Annotated in this window: 23 protein-coding genes; 10 read left to right on the top strand and 13 right to left on the bottom strand. The window is 57.6% G+C overall.

The annotated features are described in order from the left end of the window. Positions 1 to 10 precede the first annotated feature (10 nt). Together ACFSAG_RS06165 and ACFSAG_RS06160 are read right to left on the bottom strand one after the other, a co-directional pair. Positions 11 to 1741 (bottom strand): N-acyl-D-amino-acid deacylase family protein, encoded by a 1731-nt coding sequence (locus ACFSAG_RS06165; RefSeq protein ID WP_381512502.1) that lies wholly within the window; start codon positions 1739 to 1741, stop codon positions 11 to 13. A 29-nt stretch (positions 1742 to 1770) separates the two neighbouring features. Next, the gene (locus tag ACFSAG_RS06160; protein WP_381512500.1) at positions 1771 to 2433 is read right to left on the bottom strand and encodes a GntR family transcriptional regulator; all 663 of its coding nucleotides are present in this window, start codon (positions 2431 to 2433) and stop codon (positions 1771 to 1773) included. Positions 2434 to 2551: 118 nt separating this feature from the next. On the opposite strand from ACFSAG_RS06160, the gene ACFSAG_RS06155 reads away from it, so the two are divergent. From ACFSAG_RS06155 to ACFSAG_RS06145, 3 genes are read left to right on the top strand one after another with little or no spacing between them, the layout of a single operon-like run. Beyond that, positions 2552 to 3286: a phosphatidylserine decarboxylase gene (locus ACFSAG_RS06155; protein WP_374611435.1), complete on the top strand. Its 735-nt coding sequence runs from the start codon at positions 2552 to 2554 to the stop codon at positions 3284 to 3286. 32 nt (positions 3287 to 3318) lie between these two features. Continuing rightward, complete coding sequence (locus ACFSAG_RS06150) at positions 3319 to 4089, top strand: CDP-alcohol phosphatidyltransferase family protein (protein ID WP_381512496.1); 771 nt, start codon at positions 3319 to 3321, stop codon at positions 4087 to 4089. 54 nt (positions 4090 to 4143) lie between these two features. After that, positions 4144 to 5472, top strand: coding sequence for a DNA recombination protein RmuC (locus ACFSAG_RS06145; protein ID WP_374611430.1), 1329 nt, complete (start codon positions 4144 to 4146; stop codon positions 5470 to 5472). Between the two features lie 3 nt (positions 5473 to 5475). On the opposite strand, the gene ACFSAG_RS06140 is transcribed toward ACFSAG_RS06145, so the two are convergent. From ACFSAG_RS06140 to ACFSAG_RS06110, 7 genes are read right to left on the bottom strand one after another with little or no spacing between them, the layout of a single operon-like run. Then, complete coding sequence (locus ACFSAG_RS06140; protein ID WP_381512492.1) at positions 5476 to 6279, bottom strand: TrmH family RNA methyltransferase; 804 nt, start codon at positions 6277 to 6279, stop codon at positions 5476 to 5478. A 4-nt stretch (positions 6280 to 6283) separates the two neighbouring features. Continuing rightward, positions 6284 to 6562, bottom strand: a complete 279-nt coding sequence (locus ACFSAG_RS06135; RefSeq protein WP_374611426.1) for an HPr family phosphocarrier protein — start codon at positions 6560 to 6562, stop codon at positions 6284 to 6286. Further along, the gene (locus ACFSAG_RS06130) at positions 6559 to 6963 is read right to left on the bottom strand and encodes a PTS sugar transporter subunit IIA (protein ID WP_374611424.1); all 405 of its coding nucleotides are present in this window, start codon (positions 6961 to 6963) and stop codon (positions 6559 to 6561) included. The genes ACFSAG_RS06135 and ACFSAG_RS06130 overlap by 4 nt, the downstream gene beginning before the upstream one ends. 44 nt (positions 6964 to 7007) lie before the next feature. After that, positions 7008 to 7943, bottom strand: coding sequence for an RNase adapter RapZ (rapZ, locus tag ACFSAG_RS06125; RefSeq protein WP_374611422.1), 936 nt, complete (start codon positions 7941 to 7943; stop codon positions 7008 to 7010). Then, entirely contained in the window at positions 7940 to 8419 is a 480-nt protein-coding gene (locus ACFSAG_RS06120) for an HPr kinase/phosphorylase (RefSeq protein WP_381512487.1), read from the bottom strand. The genes rapZ and ACFSAG_RS06120 overlap by 4 nt, the downstream gene beginning before the upstream one ends. Further along, positions 8416 to 9999 (bottom strand): sensor histidine kinase, encoded by a 1584-nt coding sequence (locus tag ACFSAG_RS06115; protein WP_381512484.1) that lies wholly within the window; start codon positions 9997 to 9999, stop codon positions 8416 to 8418. The genes ACFSAG_RS06120 and ACFSAG_RS06115 overlap by 4 nt, the downstream gene beginning before the upstream one ends. Next, positions 9968 to 10675 (bottom strand): response regulator, encoded by a 708-nt coding sequence (locus ACFSAG_RS06110; RefSeq protein ID WP_381512480.1) that lies wholly within the window; start codon positions 10673 to 10675, stop codon positions 9968 to 9970. Before ACFSAG_RS06110 ends, ACFSAG_RS06115 begins: the two co-directional genes overlap by 32 nt. Before the next feature lie 185 nt (positions 10676 to 10860). On the opposite strand from ACFSAG_RS06110, the gene ACFSAG_RS06105 reads away from it, so the two are divergent. Next, positions 10861 to 12462, top strand: a complete 1602-nt coding sequence (locus tag ACFSAG_RS06105; protein ID WP_381512477.1) for a phosphoenolpyruvate carboxykinase — start codon at positions 10861 to 10863, stop codon at positions 12460 to 12462. Between the two features lie 37 nt (positions 12463 to 12499). Continuing rightward, positions 12500 to 12949, top strand: coding sequence for a hypothetical protein (locus tag ACFSAG_RS06100; RefSeq protein ID WP_381512474.1), 450 nt, complete (start codon positions 12500 to 12502; stop codon positions 12947 to 12949). Positions 12950 to 12955: 6 nt separating this feature from the next. On the opposite strand, the gene ACFSAG_RS06095 is transcribed toward ACFSAG_RS06100, so the two are convergent. From ACFSAG_RS06095 to ACFSAG_RS06085, 3 genes are all read right to left on the bottom strand, one after another. Beyond that, positions 12956 to 14824, bottom strand: coding sequence for a DUF885 domain-containing protein (locus ACFSAG_RS06095; protein WP_381512471.1), 1869 nt, complete (start codon positions 14822 to 14824; stop codon positions 12956 to 12958). A 113-nt stretch (positions 14825 to 14937) separates the two neighbouring features. Further along, positions 14938 to 15387 carry an NfeD family protein gene (locus ACFSAG_RS06090; protein ID WP_374611411.1) on the bottom strand — a complete coding sequence of 150 codons (450 nt, stop codon included), beginning with the start codon at positions 15385 to 15387 and terminating at the stop codon, positions 14938 to 14940. 1 nt (position 15388) lies between these two features. Next, the gene (locus ACFSAG_RS06085; protein WP_374611409.1) at positions 15389 to 16306 is read right to left on the bottom strand and encodes an SPFH domain-containing protein; all 918 of its coding nucleotides are present in this window, start codon (positions 16304 to 16306) and stop codon (positions 15389 to 15391) included. A gap of 80 nt (positions 16307 to 16386) precedes the next feature. On the opposite strand from ACFSAG_RS06085, the gene ACFSAG_RS06080 reads away from it, so the two are divergent. From ACFSAG_RS06080 to ACFSAG_RS06060, 5 genes are read left to right on the top strand one after another with little or no spacing between them, the layout of a single operon-like run. Beyond that, positions 16387 to 17217 (top strand): HpcH/HpaI aldolase/citrate lyase family protein, encoded by an 831-nt coding sequence (locus ACFSAG_RS06080; RefSeq protein WP_381512466.1) that lies wholly within the window; start codon positions 16387 to 16389, stop codon positions 17215 to 17217. A 13-nt stretch (positions 17218 to 17230) separates the two neighbouring features. Further along, positions 17231 to 18730 carry a M28 family peptidase gene (locus tag ACFSAG_RS06075; RefSeq protein ID WP_381512464.1) on the top strand — a complete coding sequence of 500 codons (1500 nt, stop codon included), beginning with the start codon at positions 17231 to 17233 and terminating at the stop codon, positions 18728 to 18730. Positions 18731 to 18790: 60 nt separating this feature from the next. Next, positions 18791 to 20257, top strand: coding sequence for an IMP dehydrogenase (gene guaB, locus ACFSAG_RS06070; RefSeq protein ID WP_381512462.1), 1467 nt, complete (start codon positions 18791 to 18793; stop codon positions 20255 to 20257). A 9-nt stretch (positions 20258 to 20266) separates the two neighbouring features. Beyond that, a complete protein-coding gene (locus tag ACFSAG_RS06065; RefSeq protein ID WP_381512459.1) occupies positions 20267 to 21451 on the top strand; it encodes an RsmB/NOP family class I SAM-dependent RNA methyltransferase in 1185 nt (394 codons plus the stop codon). Between the two features lie 36 nt (positions 21452 to 21487). After that, the gene (locus ACFSAG_RS06060; protein ID WP_374611399.1) at positions 21488 to 22000 is read left to right on the top strand and encodes a tetratricopeptide repeat protein; all 513 of its coding nucleotides are present in this window, start codon (positions 21488 to 21490) and stop codon (positions 21998 to 22000) included. 1 nt (position 22001) lies between these two features. Here ACFSAG_RS06060 and ACFSAG_RS06055 read toward each other — a convergent pair whose 3' ends face one another. Beyond that, positions 22002 to 22478, bottom strand: a complete 477-nt coding sequence (locus ACFSAG_RS06055) for an RNA pyrophosphohydrolase (protein ID WP_381512455.1) — start codon at positions 22476 to 22478, stop codon at positions 22002 to 22004. Position 22479: the final 1 nt, after the last annotated feature.

Here is a 22479-nt window from a genome sequence, read left to right as displayed (position 1 = left end):
TAAGCCGGGATCAGGCGGCGAGTTGCATTGCGCTGCGGCGGACAAGCCTTCCGGGCAGTTCGCCGGTATGTTCACCGTTGCGATAAGTGATGCGGCCGTTGACGATCGTTGCGACTATGCCGTCGACTTTTTGCAGCATCCGCTTGCCGCCAGCGGGCAGGTCGTAAACGATCTCAGGTACGCGCAATTGCAGCCTGTCGAAATCGATCACGTTGATGTCCGCCTTCATCCCCGGTGCCAGCAAACCGCGATCGGTTAGTCCGACGGTAGCGGCGGTTTTCGAGGTCAGTTCGGCAATCGCTTTAGGCAGTTCAATGCGTTCATGTTCGGCTGCATCGCGTGCCCAGCGTTGCAGGAAATATGTCGGGAAGCTGGAATCGCAGATAAGGCCATAATGCGCGCCGCCATCTGCAAGCGCCATAACCGTATCCGGATGACCCAGCATTTCGCGAACGGCCGACAGATTGCCCTCCGTATAATTGGCGGCAGGCAGGTAGAACATCCGGCGACCGTCATCCTGAAGCAGCCGGTCATAGGCATATTCGTGAAGGCTGAGCCCAGCTGCCTGCGCGCGCGCCTCCATCCTGCTCGCGCGATCAGGTTCATAGTTAGGCCGTCCGTCCTCCCATTCACTGGTAGCGCGGAAAGCATCGATAAGCGCCAAAGTTACCGGATTGCTGTCTTCCGGGCTTTCGGAGAGCAATTGCGAGCGGAATTGCGGATCGCGCATTTTTGCAACGCGCTCTGCCAGCGGCAGTGCTGCAATCGCCTTGTAGCTGGGGTGAGAGCTGAAGGCATGGAGGCTGAGGTCAAGGCCATAGAACATTCCGACCGGTCGCGGCGCGACCTGTCCGCGCATTTGCAAGCCGTCCTGGCGGGCCTGCTCAAGCCCGCGAAGCATCGCGCGCCAACCGGGGCCGGGCTGGTTTGGAACATCGAGCAGTGTGAACGAAACAGGGCGCTTCCCATGCTCGGCCAAACCGCGAAGCAGCGCGAATTCTTCGCCAGCATCGTTGGATGGGGCAGGGATCATCTGAAAGACGCCGGCATTGGCTTCGACCAACCCGTCCATCAAGGCGCAAAGTTCGTCAAATTCGGAGTAAAGGCTGGGCGCGAGTTCTCCGGCGCGCGTGCGGTGCATCATGTTGCGTGAAGTGGTGACGCCGAATGCGCCTGCTTCGATAGCTTCCTTCACCAATGTCCGCATCTGTTCGAGGTCTTCGGCGGTCGGAGGTTCGTGGCGCGCCGCGCGCTCACCCATCACGAAGATGCGGACGGCCGAATGCGGCACCTGCGTAGCGACATCGACATCGAGTTCACGCTTTTCGAGTGCATCGAGATAATCGGGGAAGGTTTCCCAATTCCAGGGCAGGCCATCGACCATCACCACCTCTGGAATATCTTCAACGTCCTCCATCAATTTGACCAGCATGTCGCGCTGATGCGGGCGGCAGGGTGCAAAGCCGACACCGCAATTACCCATCAAAACGGTCGTGACACCATGGTTTGATGAGGGGGACATACGGTTTTCCCAAGTTGCCTGGCCATCGAAATGCGTGTGGATGTCAACAAATCCCGGTGTCACCAGCTTTCCATCGGCGTCGATTTCCTGCTTGGCGCTTCCTTCGACCTTGCCGACTGCAGCAATCTTTCCGCCGGAGACTGCGACGTCACCGGTAAAAGCCGGTTTACCACTGCCATCGACGATTACGCCGTTCCTGATGATCAGATCATATTGCATGCTGTCTCTCTCCCCAAAAATTCTGCCTGCTACAGTTGTTGCAGGGCTTCCCTGATGCTGCGGACATATTTCCGTGCTTGTTCCTCTGCATTTGCGGAATCGCCGGCAATGACTGTGTGCCCGATTTGCGCCAGTTCCTGCGCATGCCCTTTTCGAAAGTCGGCAAAGCCGAATTGTGCCCGCATCGCATGGACGCGAACCTGATCCATGATCCGGCTAAGTTCGGCATTACCGGCAATTTGGGAAAGCGCGCCAAACAGATGGCGGCGGGCGCGCATATAGAGCGCGCGATCATCGGATTGTGACGATTGCATCAATTCGTCGATAGCGGCGTCCAGCCGACTTGCATCAGCACCAGCGGCGATGCGGCGGGCGGCGCTGCGTGAAACCAGACCAAACAGCAATTCGGTCAATTCGAGCGTCATGATCGCGTCTTCGCGCGAAACATGCACGATATGTGCGCCTCGATTGGGCTCAAGAGCAACGATTCCAAGCGCGTTCAAATGCTGCAAAGCTTCGCGGATTATCTGTCGCCCTGCTGCATAGCGCAGGCACAAATCCGCTTCGACAAGGCGTTGTCCGGGTGCAAATCCACCACTTTCCAACCGATCAATAACGTCGCGCGCGATTTGCGCGGCGGTCATTCGCACATTCGATGCAGATCGTGTCGCTTCGGATCCAGTGATAGCCATTTAAACTGGCTATCGCTGGGCTCGACAGATTGTCAACAGATTGTCGACAATCCGGGGGTTTCGTAGCGTTCAAGCTAATAGTTGTAACATCGCGCCACAGTCCCTAGAAGGCGCTCGCATGACAAAACAGGAACTGACAAACCGGGGCACCGGGGTCGCAAAATGGTCGTTCCCTCCGGTTCATCCGGAAGGACGCAAGTTCGGACTGATCGCCGCTGCTGTAACCGCGATTTTCGCCTTCATGGCTTGGGAGACGCTTGCCTGGCCGATGGCGGGTATCACCATCTGGACGCTGGCATTTTTCCGCGATCCGGCCCGCGCAACCCCCGTTGATGACCGCTTCATCGTGGCTCCAGCAGACGGTCTTGTGACCTTGATCGAAACTGTCATGCCGCCGGTCGAGCTTGCTGGCCCTGCGGGACTGGGCGACCAACCGATGACGCGTGTCTCGATTTTCATGAGCGTGTTCGATGTCCATATCAACCGCGCGCCAATCCGCGGCACCATCAAACGCGTGGCCTATATCGCAGGCAAGTTCCTGAATGCCGACCTCGATAAGGCGAGCGAAGAGAATGAACGCCAGCATTTCCTTGTCGAGCGCCCCGATGGTGTGCGTATCGGCTTTACGCAGATTGCCGGCCTTGTCGCGCGCCGCATCATCGCTTTCGTAAAGGAAGGCGACGTGGTTGCCGCTGGCCAACGCGTGGGTTTGATCCGCTTTGGCAGCCGTGTTGACGTTTATCTGCCGCATGGCACAGCACCGCGCATCATCAAAGGCCAACGCTGCATTGCGGGCGAGACAATCCTAGCTGAAATCGGCGTGGACCAGGATCTACGTGCAATCGCCCATTGACACTGGCGGTCGCTGGCCTGAAACCGTGACGCATGGATAAACTCCAGAGACCGGGCATTTCGCTCCGCGCGATTGCGCCCAACGCCGTCACCGCAATGGCGCTGTGCACCGGCCTGTCGGGTGCATGGTTTGCGATGCAGGGCCGTTGGGAAGCTGCGATTGCAGCCATAGTCGGCGCAGGCATACTTGACGGCATGGACGGCCGCATCGCCCGTATGCTCAAGGGTGAAAGCAAATTCGGCGCGGAACTGGATTCGCTTTCGGATGTGACGGCCTTTGGCGTAACGCCCGCCCTCGTTACCTATATGTGGGCGCTGCAGCATATGCCGCGCTTCGGTTGGTCGATCACTGTGTTTTTTGCGCTGTGCATGGCCTTGCGTCTCGCACGATTCAATGCGCGGATTGACGTGCAGGATCAGCCCCATAAATCGGCTGGCTTCAATACCGGCGTACCAGCGCCGGCGGGTGCAGGGCTCGCCTTGTTCCCGATGATCATCTGGCTGGAAACGGGGCTGGATATAGCCCGCAACTATTATTTGGTTGCGCCTTGGTTGCTGTTCGTCGCTTTGTTGATGGTTTCCAGCATTGCGACATTCAGCTGGAAATCCATTCGTATCCCTGCCGACATGCGCTTTTTTGCCCTTGTTGCGATCGCGGGCTTTGCCGCCGCACTGATTACGGCGCCGCTCATCACCCTCGCGGTGGTTTGCGTGGTTTATCTGGCGCTCATCCCCCTCAGCATGTGGCGCTATGGATTGGTCAAAAAGGCACGCAAGTCCGCCATTCCCGCTGAAGGTGCTTGACCCAGCCAAGCAGGTGGCTATGTTCCGCTTTCGTTCCTTTGCAGGCGAAGTTCAGTGGATCCGATAGTTGCCATCATCATAGTCGTAACAGCATTGCTGCTGGGCCTTGGCATCGGCTGGGTTCTGGGTGGGCGCGTCGGGCGGGCAGGGGCGGAGACTACCACTCAGCTCCGTGCGATGCTCAACGAGGTCGTTGAAGAACGGGATGCTGCCAAGGATCGTCTGGCGCGGCTGGAAACCTCGCTTGAGGAGCGCGAACGCGGCTTTGATGAGCAGTTGAAGGCACTTTCAGAAGCCAAAGACTTGCTGTCGGCCCAGTTTGGCGAGATCGGGCAAAAACTTTTGGGTGAAGCGCAGCAGGCCTTCCTCCAGCGCGCGGATGAGCGTTTCCACCAGGCGGGTGAGAAAAATGAAGAGCGCTTGAAGCAACTTCTGGCTCCCGTGGGCGAACGGTTGAAGGCCTATGAGGAACAGGTCGGCAAGATCGAAAAGGAACGTACCGAAGCCTATGGCGCGCTCACCGGATTGATCGACCAGATGCGGGCAGGGCAGGAACGGGTACAAAGCGAGGCTGCACGCCTCGTCAACAGCCTGCGCAACGCCCCCAAGGCGCGCGGTCGTTGGGGTGAGCAACAGCTGAAGAACGTACTCGAAAGTTGTGGCCTTGCCGAACATGTCGATTTTGTCACCGAGGCGAGTGTTACCGTTGAAGATGGCCGGTTACGGCCTGACGCGATCGTGCGCGTTCCGGGCGGTCGCAGCCTTGTCATCGATGCCAAGGTCTCGCTCAACGACTATCAGGACGGTTTCAACGCCGATGATGATGAGACGCGGCATCTGGCCATGGCGCGCCATACCGCATCGATGAAGAACCATATCGAGGGGTTGTCGCGCAAAGCCTATTGGGATCAGTTCGATGATGCCCCCGATTATGTCATCATGTTTGTGCCCGGAGAGCATTTCCTGGCGGCTGCACTCGAACATGATCCGACATTGTGGGACCACGCATTCGAAAAGCGCGTTTTGCTTGCAACCCCGACCAACCTTGTGGCGATTGCACGTACCGTCGCCAGCGTGTGGCGGCAGGAAGGATTGGCGCGTGAAGCTAAGCAAATCGGCGCCTTGGGCAAGGAAATGTACGATCGCATCGCTGTTGCCGCACAGCATCTGAAATCGGTTGGCAGCGGACTGACATCAGCGGTCAACAACTACAACAAATTCGTCGGCAGTTTCGAACGCAATGTGGTTTCGACTGGTCGCCGCTTTGCCGAACTGAATATTGAAACCGGAAAACGCGAATTGGAAGAAGTACCGCTCGTAGAGGCGGTGCCACGTTATTCAGGCGATGGTGAGCAAGGTCTGCTTGCCTCGAACGAACAATAAAGTTCAGGCACGCCGGAACTGGTTAAGCACCTCATAGGCCATCACGGCCGTCGCAACCGCGGCATTGAGGCTGTCCGCCTTGCCCCGCATCGGCATTTTCACCAGCAGGTCGCATTCCTCTTCATAAGCTTCGGGTAACCCTTGGGCTTCATTGCCTGTCAGGATGAAGCATGGCGCGCGATAGCTGGGTGCCTGGTAATCGACATCGGTCTGCAAGCTGGTGCCGATCAACTGGCCGGGGCCATTGCGCAGCCAGGGAAGGAATTCATCCCACCGGCATTGCACCAGTTTTTGCGTGAAGATTGCGCCCATGCTGGCACGAACGGCCTCAACTGAAAAAGGATCGGTGGAATCATCGAGGAGGATTAAACCGCCTGCGCCAACCGCATCGCCAGTGCGCAGCATAGTGCCAAGGTTGCCGGGATCGCGCATCGCCTGCGCCACCAGCCAGATCTGTGCGCTGTTCCGGTCGAGCGATTCGAGAGGTGTGGCGGTTTCACGATAAACGCCGATGACTGTTTGCGGATTATCCTTGCCCGACAATTTCGACAGGATGTCGGCGCTGGTTTCGATGACGTCGCCACCGGCGGCAAGCACTTCGCCCTCGAGTGCTATTTCGAGGCTGTGGGCATCGCGATCAGAGCAACGAAACAGCATTTCGGGAAGGAAACCAGCTTCGCGTGCTTCGGTAAGGATCCGCAAGCCTTCGGCAAGGAAAAGGCCTTCACGCTTGCGGTGTTTCTTTTCACGGAGCGATCGTACCCGCTTGACCAGCGGGTTGGAAAACCCGGTAATTTCCCGGCGCATGGGATTAATCTTCGCCGAAGCCGTCTGTGACGAGTCCGGCGAGTTTTTCGAGTGCCATTTCGGAATCCTCGCCTTCAACATGGATGACGATATCGCTGCCCTTGGCGGCACCCAACATCATCAGACCCATGATAGAGGTACCGGTGACCGTTTGCCCGTCCTTTTCGACATGGACCTTAAGTCCATCGGGCAAGCGACTGACAAATGTAACAAATTTTGCACTCGCGCGGGCATGTAGGCCCTTCTGGTTAACGATGGTCAGCGTGCGACTGACCCGACTCACCGCGATGCCTCCAGCAATTCGGAAGCGACACTGATATATTTGCGACCTGCATCGCGCGCAGCGAGCACGGCATCCGACACGCTCATATTCTTGCGTGCGCTTTCAAGGCGGATGAGCATCGGCAGGTTGACGCCGGCAATCACCTCGATCTTGCCCACTTCGAGCAACGAAATGGCGAGATTTGAGGGCGTGCCGCCGAACAGGTCGGACAGGATGATAACGCCTTCGCCGCTATCGACATCCTTGATCGCCTGGGAGATTTCCTTGCGACGCGTTTCCATATCGTCGCGCGGTCCGATGCAGATGGTTGCAATCTGCTTTTGTGGGCCGACCACATGCTCCATGGCGACGACAAATTCGCTCGCCAATGTGCCATGGGTAACCAAGACAAGTCCGATCATGCGTATCCCGCTACCATATCCCTGTTAGAAACCCCAATTCTTCTTCAATCGTTATACATGGGGCGCGCCTGATTACCTTGCCATTCGAGCGCGTCAACAGGCCTTGAGTGGAGATTGCGATGTTTTACGCTTGGGGAGTAACCATCTTCGCGAAGCAAACGGGCAAATTCCTCGGTCACAAACACCGAGCGATGCCGCCCTCCGGTGCAGCCGAAGCCGATCGTGACATAAGCTTTGCCCTGTGCGTCGTATCGTGGAAGCAGGAAGCGCAATAGATCGGCAATGCGATCAAAGGCCTCCTGATAGCCTTCATCCGCCGATACATATTCTCCGACAGCGCGATCGAGCCCTGTCATCGGACGTAATTCCGGATCCCAGTGCGGGTTTTGCAGGAAGCGAAGGTCAAAAATGAGGTCGGCATTGGGCGGGACACCGCGCGAAAAGCCGAAACTGACCAAGGAAACGGTCATTTTGCCATCTGGCTGACGGAACCGGTCGCGAATTTCTGCCTGAAGGTCACTTGCCGACATGTGGCTAGTGTCAATCACCAGGTCCGACCAGTCGCGCAGCGGCTCCATCAACGCACGTTCTTGCGCAATCCCGTCGATGGCTGGTCGATCTTGCGCAAGCGGATGGCGCCTTCGTGTTTCCGAATAACGGCGCTCGATTTCAGCGCCTGCACAATCGACAAACAATGTCATGATTTCGACATCGTCGCGCTTTTGAAGCTGCCTTATCTCGTTGATCAAGCGCGTTGGTTCGAACCCACGGGTCCGGCTGTCAAATCCGATTGCCAATGGCATATCAGCATCGCCCGAACCTTCGGCTTGCGGCAGATCGAGCAGCGGCTTTGCGAGGCGTACTGGAAAATTGTCAATCGCTTCCCAGCCAAGATCTTCCAAGGTCTTGAGAACGGTCGATTTTCCTGCCCCAGATAGTCCGGTGACAAGCAAAATCCTGCTGGTCGTTCCTATGCTCACACCGCGCTCCGTTCGTAACCTTGCGTAAACAATCGCACTGGAACGCGCTTTTCGTCAATGATCCGTTTGAGTAGCATCTCGGCTTTCAGCGGTGCCGATTGTTCAAATGGGGTAAGCGGGTAGGCAGGAACCGACCAGCCCGAAAGCGAAACGACGCTGCTGTCGTCGGGTAATCGTTCGGCTACATCACCAAGGTTAAGTGCAAGAGCCAATGGCGCACTCTCCACATGGGGAATGTTCATGATCCCCACACCGCGCACCTCGATCATGCCGGCAATATTCGGCTTCGACCTGATGATCGGGCCGGTTTTGCCACTGACAATGTCGCAATAATCATCGCAGATGAGGGCAGCACCTCGATCTATGAGCCGCAAGGCCAGATCGGATTTGCCGCCACCGGACGGACCTGTCAGCAAGACACCCTGACCATTTATTGCGACAGCAGTCGCATGGACGAGGGTTGCGCTGTTATTCATCCCGCTGGCTCCGGCGCCTGTGCAGCGGGCAGGCTGATGCGGAAGCACGCGCCTTTCAAGCCATCCTCGCGATCGTCGACGCTGATGCTGCCATGATGACCCTCGATGATCGTGCGCGCGATAGCGAGGCCGAGGCCGCTATGCTTGCCAAAGCCTTCATTTTCTGGGCGGGCACTGTGGAAACGGCGGAAAACGGTTTCCCGCTCGTGCGGGGGAATTCCCGGTCCTTGGTCGCTAATCCTGATGATCACCTCATCGTCGCTGCGTGTCGCGGATATTTCCACCACGCCGTCCGGAGGTGAAAAGGATACCGCATTATCCAGCAGATTAGTGAGTACACGCTCGATGCGGATATCCTCTCCCATGACTACGGTTATCCCTCGGCGCGGCCGCGCAAAGGCAATCCGCACTGTTCCGTCTGCCGCTCGGTTTTCGCGTGCCTCCAGCAACTGTTCGATCATGTCACCCATGTCGATGGGTTCGAAATTGGCCTTGGCGAGTTGGGCGTCGATCCTGCTGGCGTCGGAAATGTCACTGATCAGTCGATCCATCCGCTGTACATCGGCATGCGCCACTGCCATCAATTGGGCGCGCAACGCCGGATCAGAGACGTTGTCGATTCCATCCAGCGCTGAGCGTAACGAGGCGAGGGGGTTTTTGATTTCATGCGCTACATCGGCAGCAAATGCCTCGGTTGCATCAATGCGCTGGCGCAGCGCGCTACTCATGTCGGAAAGCGCGCGGGCGAGCATGCCGATTTCGTCTCGGCGCGACGGCATGCGGGGAATGGTGACATCTGGCGAACGGCCAAGGCGCACCCGAACTGCCGCGCGCGCCAGATATTGCAACGGCCGCACAATGGTTCGCGCAAGGAACAGTGACAGCAGGACGGAGACCACCAACACCACCAGCATGAATATGCCGATGCTGAAACGCTCCGCCCGCACCAGAGAACGCACATCGCGCGGATTACCGGTCGTCAGCAATCTGGTTCCGTCGGGCATGATTGTCGCTGCCGAGACGACATGGGTCAAGTCTGGTGCAAAACGGACCAATGAATTGCCTAGGCCTGCTTTCAATTGACGCAATTCGGGCCAAGCCGCAGCGTTGTCCTTTGACGGTTCCTGGTAACTGGCCAAGTCGGGCGCTTGCACGAGGAAATCGAAGCCCATGTCCATCCAGCGGGCAGCGGTTTTCCTCCACGGCTCTTTGCTGGGGTCCGCCAATTGAAACGTCACACCAACCGCAGCCGCACTGTCATAAGTTTTTTCGCCACTCTGGTTATAGAGGCGCACCCGCGATTTCCCGTTCTTGGCAAAAGCGGAGAGTGTCGCTTGCGCATCTGCGGGAGACATTCTGGCGATGGCCGAGGCCAGCAGAACAACTTGTGTTTCAGCGGCTTCCTGGCGCTCAGCCACCAGCCTCGTCCGATAGCTGTCGAGGAAAAAGAGCCCGCTTGCCATCAATGCGAGTGCAAAAAGATTAACGGCGAGGATGCGCGACGTCAGGGATAGTTTGCGGCTCCAGCGTAACTGGAATCGATCAGTATCAGGCGTCTGCAAAGCGATATCCAGCGCCATAGAGCGTGTCGATTGCAGAGAATTCGGGGTCTATTTCCCGAAACTTCCGGCGCAGGCGCTTGATGTGGCTGTCTATGGTGCGATCATCGACATAGACGTCGTCATGATAGGCAATGTCCATCAACTGGCTCCGCGTGCGAACCACGCCTGGCCTAGCTGCCAGTGCTTCAAGAATGAGGAATTCAGTAACCGTAAGCGTTACCGGCTTGCCTTTCCATTTCACATGGTGACGGGCAGGGTCCATTTCCAAATCGCCGCGATGTAGCGGTTCGGGTTCATCCTTGCTTTCCTCTTCAAGGCTGCGGCTGCGCACCGCCGTACGCCGCAAGATTGCCTTGACGCGAGCAACCAGCAGACGCTGCGAAAAGGGCTTGGTGATATAGTCGTCGGCACCCATTGCGAGGCCGAGCGCCTCATCGAGTTCTTCATCCTTTGATGTCAGGAAAATTACCGGCATATCGGATTTTTCGCGCAAACGCCGAAGTAGCTCGAGGCCATCCATGCGCGGCATCTTGATGTCGAAAATGCCAAGGTCGGCAGGGTTCTCCAAAAGTGCTTTCAGCGCGGCCTCCCCATCGGGATAGAGGCGTGTGACATAGCCCTCCGCTTGCATGGCAATCGAAACCGATGTGAGGATATTGCGATCGTCGTCGACAAGGGCGATGGAGGCTGACATTGTCGCGCTTATAGAAAGGCATTGGGAAAGCATCAATGCCGGGCAGAAAGGCAATGTTGCAGGGTGTGACAATTTTCTTGAGTAAAATGCTGCGGGGAGCGTTTGACGAAAAGTCAGCGGTAGGTTAGGGGCCGCTACATTCCCCGTGCATACCTATGCACAGTCATTTTCAAAAGGAAGCCATCGTGTCCGTAACGCCGAACTTCTCGCTCGAAAAACAAGGCATTAACACCAGTGCTAAGATTTTCTGGAACCTCGGTACGGCTCCCTTGGTCGAATCGGCCCTGGCAAATGGTGAAGGCAAGCTGGCGAAAGACGGTCCGTTGGTCGTGCAAACCGGAAAGCACACCGGTCGTTCAGCTTCGGACAAATTCATCGTGCGCGATGCGAACACCGAAAGCACCATCCATTGGGGCAAGACCAATGTCGCGATGGACCCCGCACATTTTGCTGCACTGAAAGAGGATTTCTACGCGGCGCTCGCGGCCAAGGACAAGCTTTACGTAGCCGACCTGTTCGGTGGCTCGCAGCCCGAATATCGCGTCAATGTTCGCGTGATCAACGAATTCGCGTGGCACAATCTGTTCATCCGTACGCTACTGGTGCGTCCGGAAGCGAAGGAACTAGCCGATCTGGTTCCGGAATATACAATTATCGACCTACCCAGCTTCCGCGCGGATCCGGCGCGCCATGGCTGCCGCAGCGAGACTGTCATTGCGGTGAACTTTACCGAAAAACTGATCCTGATCGGCGGCACCGCTTATGCCGGTGAAATGAAGAAGTCGGTATTCGGCATCCTCAATTACTTGCTGCCCGAACAGGGCGTAATGCCGATGCATTGCTCGGCCAATATCGGCCCCAACGGCGATACCGCGATCTTCTTTGGCCTTTCGGGTACTGGCAAGACCACACTGTCGGCCGATGCCAGCCGCACGCTTATCGGTGATGATGAGCATGGCTGGTCGGACACCGCAGTCTTCAACTTTGAAGGCGGCTGCTATGCGAAGATGATCAATCTTTCGCCCGAGGCTGAGCCTGAAATCTATGCCACCACGAAGCGTTTCGGCACCGTGCTCGAAAATGTCGTTATGGATGCTGAGACCCGCGAACTTGATTTCAACGACAACAGCCTCGCTGAAAACAGCCGTGGTTCATATCCGATCGACTTCATTCCCAATGCGTCGAAGGACAATCTGGGGCCGGTACCGAAAAACATCATCATGTTGACCGCCGATGCCTATGGCGTGCTGCCCCCGATTGCGAGGTTGACGCCTGATCAGGCGATGTACCACTTCCTTTCGGGCTATACCGCACGCGTTGCCGGTACCGAAATTGGCGTGACCGAACCGACTGCTACCTTCTCGACCTGCTTTGGCGCCCCCTTCATGCCGCGCCATCCCAGCGTTTACGGCAATTTGCTGAAGGAGCGTATCGCCAAGGGCGGTGTTACCTGCTGGTTGGTCAACACCGGCTGGACCGGCGGCAAGGCAACCGATCCGGGCATCAGCCGAATGCCGATCAAGGCCACCCGCGCGCTGCTTAATGCGGCGCTCGACGGCAGCCTCAACAATGCCGAGTTCCGCAAGGATCCGAACTTCGGTTTCGAGTTCCCGGTCGCGGTTGTGGGTGTCGACAGCAAGATCCTTGATCCGCGCGAAGCCTGGGCCGACAAGGCTGCTTATGATGCAACAGCGCAAAAGCTTGTCCAGGCATTTATCGATAATTTCGAACAATTCGAGCAGCATGTCGATGAAGGCGTGAAGCAGGCGGCTCCTACCGCCGCATAAGGGCCCGGCCATTTCCGGGATTTTCAGGACCCCGGAAATGACCTATTTTTCACCCCGATTATTCCCTGATGACGCGAGCATCATCCATGTGGGTGAGGGGCTTTTGGCGCGCACATTGCCGCGCGAATTATGGACTCATGAAGCACATCTTGCCGCGTGTCTCTGGATCGTGCGCTGCCGACCAGAAATAGATGCTGAGCGCGAAATGCGCAGCATCATTTCGAGCTACAATGTCGCCGTCGGCGGTGTGAATGACGAAACGCAGGGCTATCACGAGACCATAACGCAGGTCTATGTCGCCGCTGTGCGTGCGCATTTGCAGAGCGTCGGCAAAACGCCGTTGTGCGAGGCGGTCAATTCGCTGCTGCTTTCACCCCGCGGGAGGCGGGAATTGCCGCTAGCACATTATTCGCCCGAACGGCTCTTCTCGATCGAAGCCCGGCTGGGATTTATCGAGCCTGATCTTGTTCCTTTGGCTGAGGTCTGAGCCGGTTCAGGTCTTGGCACCTGCAACATATTCGGCGACATTTTTGGCGAGCACATCGAGCGGAACATTGCCGCCACGCACCACTGTGTCATTGAAGTCTCGAAGGTCATAGCGGCTGCCCAATGCGGCTTGTGCCAATCCCCGTTGGCGAACGATTTCGCTGTGCCCGACCTTGTAACCGCAAGCTTGGCCCGGCCAACTGCAATAGCGATCGACTTCGCTGGCCACCTCAAGCGCGTTTGAGCCATTTTCCTCCACAAAGAATTTGACGCCCTGTTCGCGCGTCCAGCGCTTTGCATGCAGCCCGGTGTCGACGACAAGGCGGCAAGCGCGAAAAGCAAGAGACTGAAGATAGCCAAGGCGGCCGACCTGATAATCGTCGTAAAGACCAAGTTCGTCCGCCAGTTGCTCGGCGTAGAGCGCCCAACCTTCGCTATAGGCATTGAAGGCCAGCATGGTGCGGATCAGCGGCATCTGGTTCGCATATTCGCCCTGCCAGACGTGACCGGGGATGGCTTCATGGAAAGTAAGGTCGGGCAAGCTGAATTTGCTGTGCAGGTCAGTCGTGCGCAGGTTGATCCAGAACTTGCCGGGTATCGAGCCATCGATCGAGCCAGCCCCGCCATAGGCGCCAGGTGCGCCAGGCTCTTCCTCGGGCGGAAGACGCTTCACCTCCAGATTGCCGCGGACCAAAGTGCGGAAAGCCCGGGGCATCTCAGCACGGATCTTGCCTAGCCATTCCTGGATGAAGGCCATGATCTCGGCGCGACCTGCATCGCCTTCGCTGAATTTGAAGCGAGGGTCCTTTGCCAGCGCATTCATGCGTTCGCCGACCGAGCCCTGCGTATAGCCGAGACTTTTCAGGATCGGATCCATGCGGCCGTGCAGCGTGCGAAGCTCGTCCAGCCCCATCTGGTGCACCTCTTCAGGTGCCATGCGTGTTGTGGTGCTCGCGCGTAACGCCCAGGCGTAGAATTCATCACCGCGCGGGCGCGCCCACATGCCTGCATCCATGTTTGCCTTGGGCAATTGCGCCTTCAACTCGGCGAGTTGTCGTTCGAGCGCCGGTGCAACCAGATCGCGCAATATCTGCGTCGCGCGATCTGACCAGTTACCAGCAATCCCCAGCGCCTTTGTCCGCCGCGTGATGCTTTCGGCCAACCCGCCGCCCTGCCGCGCGCCGGCCAGGCTTTGTTCCATTTGTTTGATGGCTTTTTCGATAAGGAAAGCAGGCGCAAACAATCCTTTGCCTGCCGCATCTTTCAAACGCCCCGTCTCGCCATCCAATATCGCTGCATAGGCCGTCAGGCGCGCGAGATAGGCTTCGGCATCTGCCGAATTGCGGATGGGGTGGTCGCTATCGAGGAAACGGGGAGTATCAAGATACGCACCGACATTCTGGATGACGACATAAGGCGTGTTGCGCCAGCCGCCCACTGCGACGTCGCCATAGGGCAGGGCGAATCCATCCAGCGCCACGTCATATGCGCTTTCGACCACTGCGAGGCTTGTGCGGGTGGAATGATCGAGACCGGTTTTGTCGAACGCGCGCACGCGTTTCAGATCGGCGGCAAGGGTATCGGCTATCGCTTTTTGGCCAGAAGCTGAGCGATCCGCCAATTTGCCTCGCATTGCTGCGCGAGCGCCAGTGTCTATGCCTAGCGAAGTAGCGCCTTCGGGTGAATGCGCGAGAAGGTTATCCGCAATCGAGCCCAATAAGGCGTTGGCTCTCTCCGCGAGTGCTGGTTGCGGCGAAGGGGCCGAAGCAATGGCGGTTCCGGTGCGCACGCAGCCGCCCAAAGCCAGCGCAGCTGCCCCTGTGCCCAATGCTGCAATGGTCTGGCGTCGGGAAAAGTTTTGTAATGCTTCAGGCACGGGGAAGGCTCCTCAAATTGATCCCGGTTTGATAGCTGGCGCGCAGCGGCGGTCAATAGCATGGGCATTGCCGCCCAATGCATTTCGACGACCGACATCCCGACCTTTGGAGTTTAACCCAGCGGTTCAACTTTCAGGACTGCGCCCTCTGCGCCAATCACGCGGACCTTGGACCCGACAGGCGCGTCTGCGCCCCGGGCGTTCCATTCGCCATCGCCCACTTTGACGCGTCCTCTACCATCGACGATGGCTTCGATCACGGTGACAATCTCTCCGGTCAATCGCGCACCGCGATCATTGAGTGCGGGGTCCTCGGACTGGATCGGATTGTCTTTCAGGAAGCGCTTGCCTGCGTAGACCGTCAACACCGAGAGAACGGCAAAAAGCGCGACCTGCAAGGGCAGCGAAATCGGCAAAACCCATGAGAGCAGGCCGACGATGATTGCGGCAACCCCTAGCCACATCAGGAAAAAACCGGGCGCCAGCATTTCGATAACGCCAAGCGCCACACCCACCGATAGCCAGAACCAGTGGGGTTCGAGCGAAGCCAGCCAGTCGGCCATCTTACTTGCCCTTCTCGTTGGAAAGCGCATCCTTGGCGAGTTCGCCAATTCCGCCCAATGTGCCGATCAACTGTGTCGCTTCGACTGGGAACAGAATCGTCTTGCTGTTGGGCGATGTCGCAAACTGGCTGACTGCCTCAACATATTTTTGCGCAATGAAATAGTTGATGGCTTGCGCGTTTCCGCTGGCAATAGCATCGGAGACCATCTGCGTAGCCTTTGCTTCGGCCTCTGCTTCACGTTCGCGCGCTTCTGCATCGCGGAACGCAGCCTCCCTGCGACCTTCTGCCTGCAGGATCGCGCCTTGCTTTTCGCCTTCTGCCCGCAGGATTTCTGCGGCACGCAGACCTTCCGCTTCCAGGATTTGCGCACGCTTTTCACGTTCGGCCTTCATCTGGCGGGCCATGGCGTTGGAAATGTCAGCGGGTGGGCGAATGTCTTTCACTTCGACACGCGTGATCTTCACGCCCCACGGACTTGTGGCGTGATCAACAACGCCCAGCAAACGACCATTGATGTCATCACGTTTGGACAACGTCTCGTCGAGATCCATCGATCCCATGACGGTGCGCAGGTTGGTCGTCGTGATCTGCATGATCGCGACATACAGGTCGGAAACTTCATAGGCAGCTTTTGCCGCATCGAGCACCTGGAAGAACACCACGGCATCCACGCCGACCATGGCATTATCCTTGGTGATGATTTCCTGCCCAGGAATATCGAGCACTTGCTCCATCATGTTGATCTTGCGGCCGACGCGATCGACGAAAGGAACGATGAAGTTGAAGCCCGGATGCGCAGCATGGGTAAAGCGGCCAAAGCGTTCGATGGTATAGACATGGCCTTGCCGAACGACTGTGATCCCCATCATCAGGAATATCACTGCGAGTACCAGCAATACGATTACAAAGGTTTCCATGCCCACCTCCTATTTGACTGCCATCCATCTCCCAAATATGCGGGGACTTGCCAAGCGAAATCGGACAAGGTGCGCAGACTATGACATTGGTTGAAAAGCTGAAATTGGTGCGGACAGCCATGTACGTGCCGGCAATCAACGGACGCGCGCTTGAAAAGGCACGAGGCCTCGACGTCGATATGCTGATTATCGATCTTGAGGATTCGGTTCCCGCAGACCGCAAGGCAGAGGCGCGCGAAGCCGCCGTCGCCGAAGTTGCGAAAGGATTTCCAGGTAAACTGGTCGCCATCCGCCTCAACGGATTGGACAGCCCGGAAATTGAAGCCGATATCATTGCGGTCGAGCGATCGGCTGCGGATTGTTTCGTGCTGCCCAAGGTCGAAAGCGCTGCGGATCTGGACGCGCCTACCCAACGGCTGCCCAACCCTGTGCTCGCGATGATCGAAGGCCCACTCGGCCTCTATAATTGTCGCGAGATTGCCGCACATCGCTCTGTCGCAGGGCTTATTGCAGGTGTGAATGATATCTGCGCCGATATGGGTATCCGGCCGGGTCCCAATCGTGAAGGTCTGGAGCTTGCGCTTCAGACGATGGTGCTGGCTGCTGCAGCGGCTGGTAAACCTGCTTTTGATGGCGTGAACAACAAGCTGGATGACATGAGCGGACTGGACGCCGAATGCCGACAGGGCCGAGCCTATGGATTCACCGGCAAGACGCTGATCCATCCCAATCAGATTGCCATTGCCAACACAGCTTTCGGACCCAGTGTTGAGGAAATTGCTGCAGCTGAAGCAATTATTGCTGCTTCCACGGGTGGCGCGCAGCGGCATGAAGGCAAGATGATCGAATCGATGCATGTCGAACAGGCGCGCCGGACGATAGAACGTTCTCGACATACGGCGGGAAGTTAGACTAACTGCGCTGATGCGCGCGCTTCGTTTAACATCTTTCCTCCTTCTCACCAGCTTCACCAGCGTTGCTATTGTTGGCAAGCCCGTGACCGAATCCGAACTGCGCAAGCATGTGGAGATTTTGGCGTCGGACGAGTTTGAAGGCCGTGCCCCCGGAACCGAAGGTGAGCGCAAGACTCTTGCTTATCTGCAGAGGCAGTGGAGCACAGCGGGCCTGAAACCCGGCGCGCGCGATGGCAGCTGGTATCAGCCGGTCGATCTCATCCGGCGCGGCCCAAAACAGGCTACAGCCCAGTTCTTCGCAAAGGGCGAAAAACTGCGCGTAGTGAGCGACGATATCCTGCTGGTGGGTCGCGAAAGGCAGTACAAGGCAGACGCATTGCCCACCTTGTTCGTCGGACATGGCGTCAACGGGCAGGGCAAGGTTGTCGCGGACGTTAAAGGCAAGCTGGTCTTTGTGTTGGCCGATGATGCCGATTTTCTGCCGGCTGATATGAAATCAGCACGCGCGCGCCGCACTGCGCTGATTGATGCCGGTGCAGCAGGTGTTGTGTCCATATCGGGAGAACAATTTGATTTCCCCGTTTTCCGTCGTGCCATCCTCTCTCGCCCGATTACGTGGGAGGCGCGTGATAAGAGAGCCGATGTCGAAGGCGTAGTCAGCCCGCAATATATGGTGGCTCTGGTGACTGCTGCGGGCGGAGACTGGGATAAACTGCGCGTTGCCGCACGGGCCGCTGATTATGCCGGGCAGTCATTTGGACTCTCTGCCAATCTTGACGTCGAGACCGATGTCGAACGGATCAGAAGCAATAATATCATTGGCCGCATTCCAGGTAAAAAGTCCGGCAGCGGCGCGGTGATTTTCATGGGTCATTGGGACCATTTCGGTATTTGTCGCCCCGAAGCCGCCGAGGATCGCATCTGCAACGGCGCGGTTGATAATGCCAGCGGCATGGCTGTCTTGATCGAAGTGGCGAAACGCCTTGGTAAAGCCCGCTTTGATCGCGATATACTCTTCATTGGCACGACGGCGGAGGAATATGGCCTGATTGGCGCGCGTGCCTTTGCCGCTGATCCGGTGGTGCCGTTAGAACAGATCAAGGTAGTGCTCAACATAGACACGGTGGCCATCGCGCCCAAAGGCGCCAAGGTGGCCATTATAGGGCGCGGCAAAACCGATCTGGATGACGATATCGAAACGGTGGCGCGCAAACTTCGCCGCAAGATCGAACCTTCGACCGATGCCAATGCCTTCCTCCAAAGGCAAGATGGCTGGGCACTAACCGAGAAAAATGTTCCTGCGCTGATGGTTGGTGGATCATTTGCCGATCTCGCAAAGCTCGATGCTTTTCTGAAATCCGATTATCACGGCCCCGAAGACGAGGTTCGTGATGGTATCCAACTGGGCGGGGCAGCCGAGGATGCGGACCTGCACGTCGAACTGGGGCGCTATTTTGCCGACACCCGCAAGTACAAGCCCAAAAAGCCCGAGAAGGGGACTGGCGAATAATCGGTCTACTGTTTACATGGGCCGCCACGACTCGACACCCAGACAAAGCAAAGTGGCACCATGAAATCCGATAAAATCCGCCTTGGCCTAACCTTCGACGATGTGTTGTTGCAGCCTTGCGAGTCTGACATCCTGCCAAGCCAGGCTGATACCCGCACGCGGATAACCCCTGAAATCTCGCTCAACATCCCGATCATGTCTTCGGCGATGGATACCGTCACCGAAGCGCGCATGGCGATCGTAATGGCCCAGTTGGGCGGGATTGGCGTGCTGCATCGCAATCTGTCGATCGAGGAACAGGCGGCAGCTGTGCGTCAGGTGAAGCGGTATGAATCGGGCATGGTCGTTAACCCGATCACGATCGCGCCAAATGCGACGCTTGCCGAAGCGCAGGCGCTGATGCTGGAAAACCGGATTTCGGGCATCCCTGTGGTTGAAGCGAGCGGAAAGCTGGTCGGCATCCTTACCAACCGCGACGTCCGCTTTGCTGAAAACCCGATGCAGCCGGTGTCCGAACTGATGACGCGCGATAATCTCGCGACAGTTCAAGCCGGCGTTGCGCAAGAAGAGGCCCGGCGCCTCTTGCACCAGCGCCGCATCGAAAAGCTGTTGGTCGTCGACAATGATTTTCACTGCGTTGGCCTGATCACCGTCAAGGATATCGAAAAGGCCGTTACCTATCCCGACGCAACCAAGGATGCGACGGGCCGCTTGCGCGTCGCAGCGGCAACGACGGTGGGTGACAAGGGCTTGGAGCGCACCCGTGCGCTTATCGATGCGGAATGCGACGTAATTATCGTCGATACGGCCCATGGGCACAGCAAGATGGTTTCGGTCGCAGTGTCCGAAATCAAGAAAATGTCGAGCAAGGTTCAGGTCATTGCGGGCAATGTCGCCACTGCCGAAGCGACGCGGGCACTGATCGATGCTGGTGCGGATGGCGTAAAGGTCGGCATCGGGCCGGGCTCCATCTGTACGACTCGCGTCGTTGCGGGTGTTGGCGTTCCGCAGTTAACCGCAGTCATGGATTCGGCTGAGGAAGCCGCCAAGTCTGGCATTCCTGTGATCGCCGATGGCGGCCTTCGTACGTCGGGTGACCTCGCCAAGGCTTTGGCCGCCGGTGCGGCTAGCGTGATGGTTGGTTCGTTGCTCGCGGGAACCGAAGAGGCACCTGGTGAGACCTTCCTCTACCAAGGTCGGGCTTATAAGAGCTACCGCGGAATGGGATCGGTGGGTGCGATGGCGCGTGGATCGGCGGATCGCTATTTCCAGCAGGATATCAAGGATCAACTCAAGCTGGTTCCGGAGGGCATTGAAGGCCAAGTGCCCTATAAAGGCCCTGCTGCGGATGTAATTCACCAGCTCGTTGGCGGCGTGAAGGCTGCGATGGGTTATACAGGCTCCGCGACCATCGCCGACCTTCAAGAGCGTGCGCGTTTTGTGCAGATAACCAATGCCGGTTTGCGCGAAAGCCATGTCCACGATGTTACCATCACCCGGGAAGCACCCAATTATCCGACGCGTTGAGCTGCAGGCATGACGCCCGCCGCGAGAGTGCAGTCAGCGATCGAGTTGCTCGATGAGATAATCGTGGCAGCACGCGATAAGGGCGGCTCCGCGGATCGTGTGGCTGCGGCTTTCTTTGCTGCGCGCCGTTACGCCGGATCAAAAGACAGGCGTGCGATCCGCGATCTTGCATGGCGTGCAATCCGGGCATTTGGCGAACGGCCGGAAAACGGACGTGCCGCGATGGTCGCTTTGGCTGGTACCGATCAGGAGCTGGCGGCTCTGTTCGATGGCTCGGCCTATGGGCCGAAAGCTATTGATCCAAGCGAACCGAAAGCGTCGGGTGATATCGTGCCTGAATGGGTGAAGCCGCTATTTTCGGAACTGGTGACGGGAGACGAATTTCCGGCTTTGCTGGAGCGCGCGCCGCTCGACATTCGCGTGAACAGGCTGGTCGCTTGTCCCGCGCAGGTTCAAGCCCAGTTTCCCGAAGCGCAGCAAATGGAGGGCTGCACCGATGGCCTGCGTTTGCCGACAGGTTTTTCTATCGAGACGGAGCCGGTTTATCAAAGCGGTGCCGTTGAAGTGCAGGATTTCGGTAGCCAGTTGATCGCGGAACTGTGTGAAGCCAAACCTGGCATGACAGTGCTCGATCTGTGTGCAGGGGCAGGCGGGAAGACGCTTGCGCTGGCATCGCATATGGCGGGGGAGGGCAGGCTTATCGCTGCCGATACAAGCCGTGATCGCCTAACACAGTTGCCACCCCGCGCTGTCCGGGCAAAGGCTGAGTTTATCGAAACCCGCTTGCTCAACCCCGGTAAAGAGCTGGCAACATTGGATGATCTTTCAGAAGCGTGCGACATCGTCCTGATCGACGCCCCTTGTTCGGGCAGCGGAACCTGGCGCCGCAACCCCGAAACCCGATGGCGGCTGGAGCAGCGCGATCTGCAGCGACTAGTGACCGAGCAGGCGCGTCTGCTCGATATCGCGGCGCAATTGGTGAAACCCGGTGGCCGTCTGGTGTACGCCGTCTGTTCATTGTTCGCTTGCGAAGGCAGGGATCAGGCTGACGGCTTTCTGGAGCGTGCAAAAGGGTTCGAGCCAGATCTTGGATTGGTTCGCGCGGGACGGCGCGATGGCGCAGGTATCTTGCTAACCCCAGCACATGACGGTAGCGATGGCTTCTACATGGCGCGTTTGCACAAGCTATGTTAGCGGGGGCTATCGGTGCAAAGTTATTGGAATTTGATTATGCGTTTTTCGCCACCCGTCATCGCGCTGTCCGCCCTTTTCTTGGTGGCATCAAGCGCCAGCATCGGAAAAAAAGCCGACTATGAAATCGACCCGCAATCGATGGCCTTGGTCGCGGAAGGCGTTGCCTTGCAAAAGGCCGGAAAGCTTGATGAAGCATTGGGCTGGTTCGAAACTGCCTTGGCAGTCGATCCGCGTAACCGCTCCGCCTTTGTCGGCATGGCAGAGGTTTCAGCGCAGCAAGGCCTCAAAGGGAAAGCCATTTCCTTCTACAAAAGTGCACTGGATATCGAGCCGAACGACATCGCGATCATCGCGGCTCAGGGCGAATTAATGGCGTCGAAGGGTGCGCTTGACGCGGCAGGCAAGAACCTGGCCCGGTTGCAGATTTTGTGCCGTTCCAAGTGCAGCGAGAGTGAGCGGCTGTCTTCTGCGATCGAAAAGGCCAAGCTGAAGGATGCGGTTCAGGCTAGCGCTGTTGAAATCAAACCGACCGTCCAGCAGTCGAACTGATTCAAATCAGCGGGCCGAATTCCGCAACAACAGCTTCATAAATGCGCCGTTTGAACGGCACGATCAGCTTAGGCAATTCAGAAGCTTCAGCCCATTTCCACCGAGAGAACTCCGGATGGTGGGTTTCGATGTTGATGTCTGCATCGTCACCCTTGAATCGCATAAGAAACCACCATTGGCGTTGACCGCGCCAACGTCCGCCCCAGATGTTGCCCTGCAATTCTGGAGGAAGATCATAGAAATATTCTTCCTTGCTACGGGCAATCAAGTCCACATGGTGCGGAAACAGCCCGGTTTCTTCGCCCAGTTCCCGAAACGCCGCCATCTCCGGGTCTTCCCCATCGTCGATGCCACCCTGCGGCATTTGCCATGCATCGCCCGGATTATCGATCCGCTGGCCGACAAATACCAATCCCGACCGGTTCGCGAGCATAATACCCGCGCAGGGTCGGTAGGGCAGATCGTCTCCGTCGCTCATC

Origin of the sequence: Sphingorhabdus buctiana (assembly GCF_042680825.1) — a bacterium.
Classification (GTDB): Bacteria; Pseudomonadota; Alphaproteobacteria; order Sphingomonadales; family Sphingomonadaceae; genus Sphingorhabdus_B; species Sphingorhabdus_B buctiana.
This window is presented reverse-complemented; position numbering and strand designations above follow the sequence as displayed.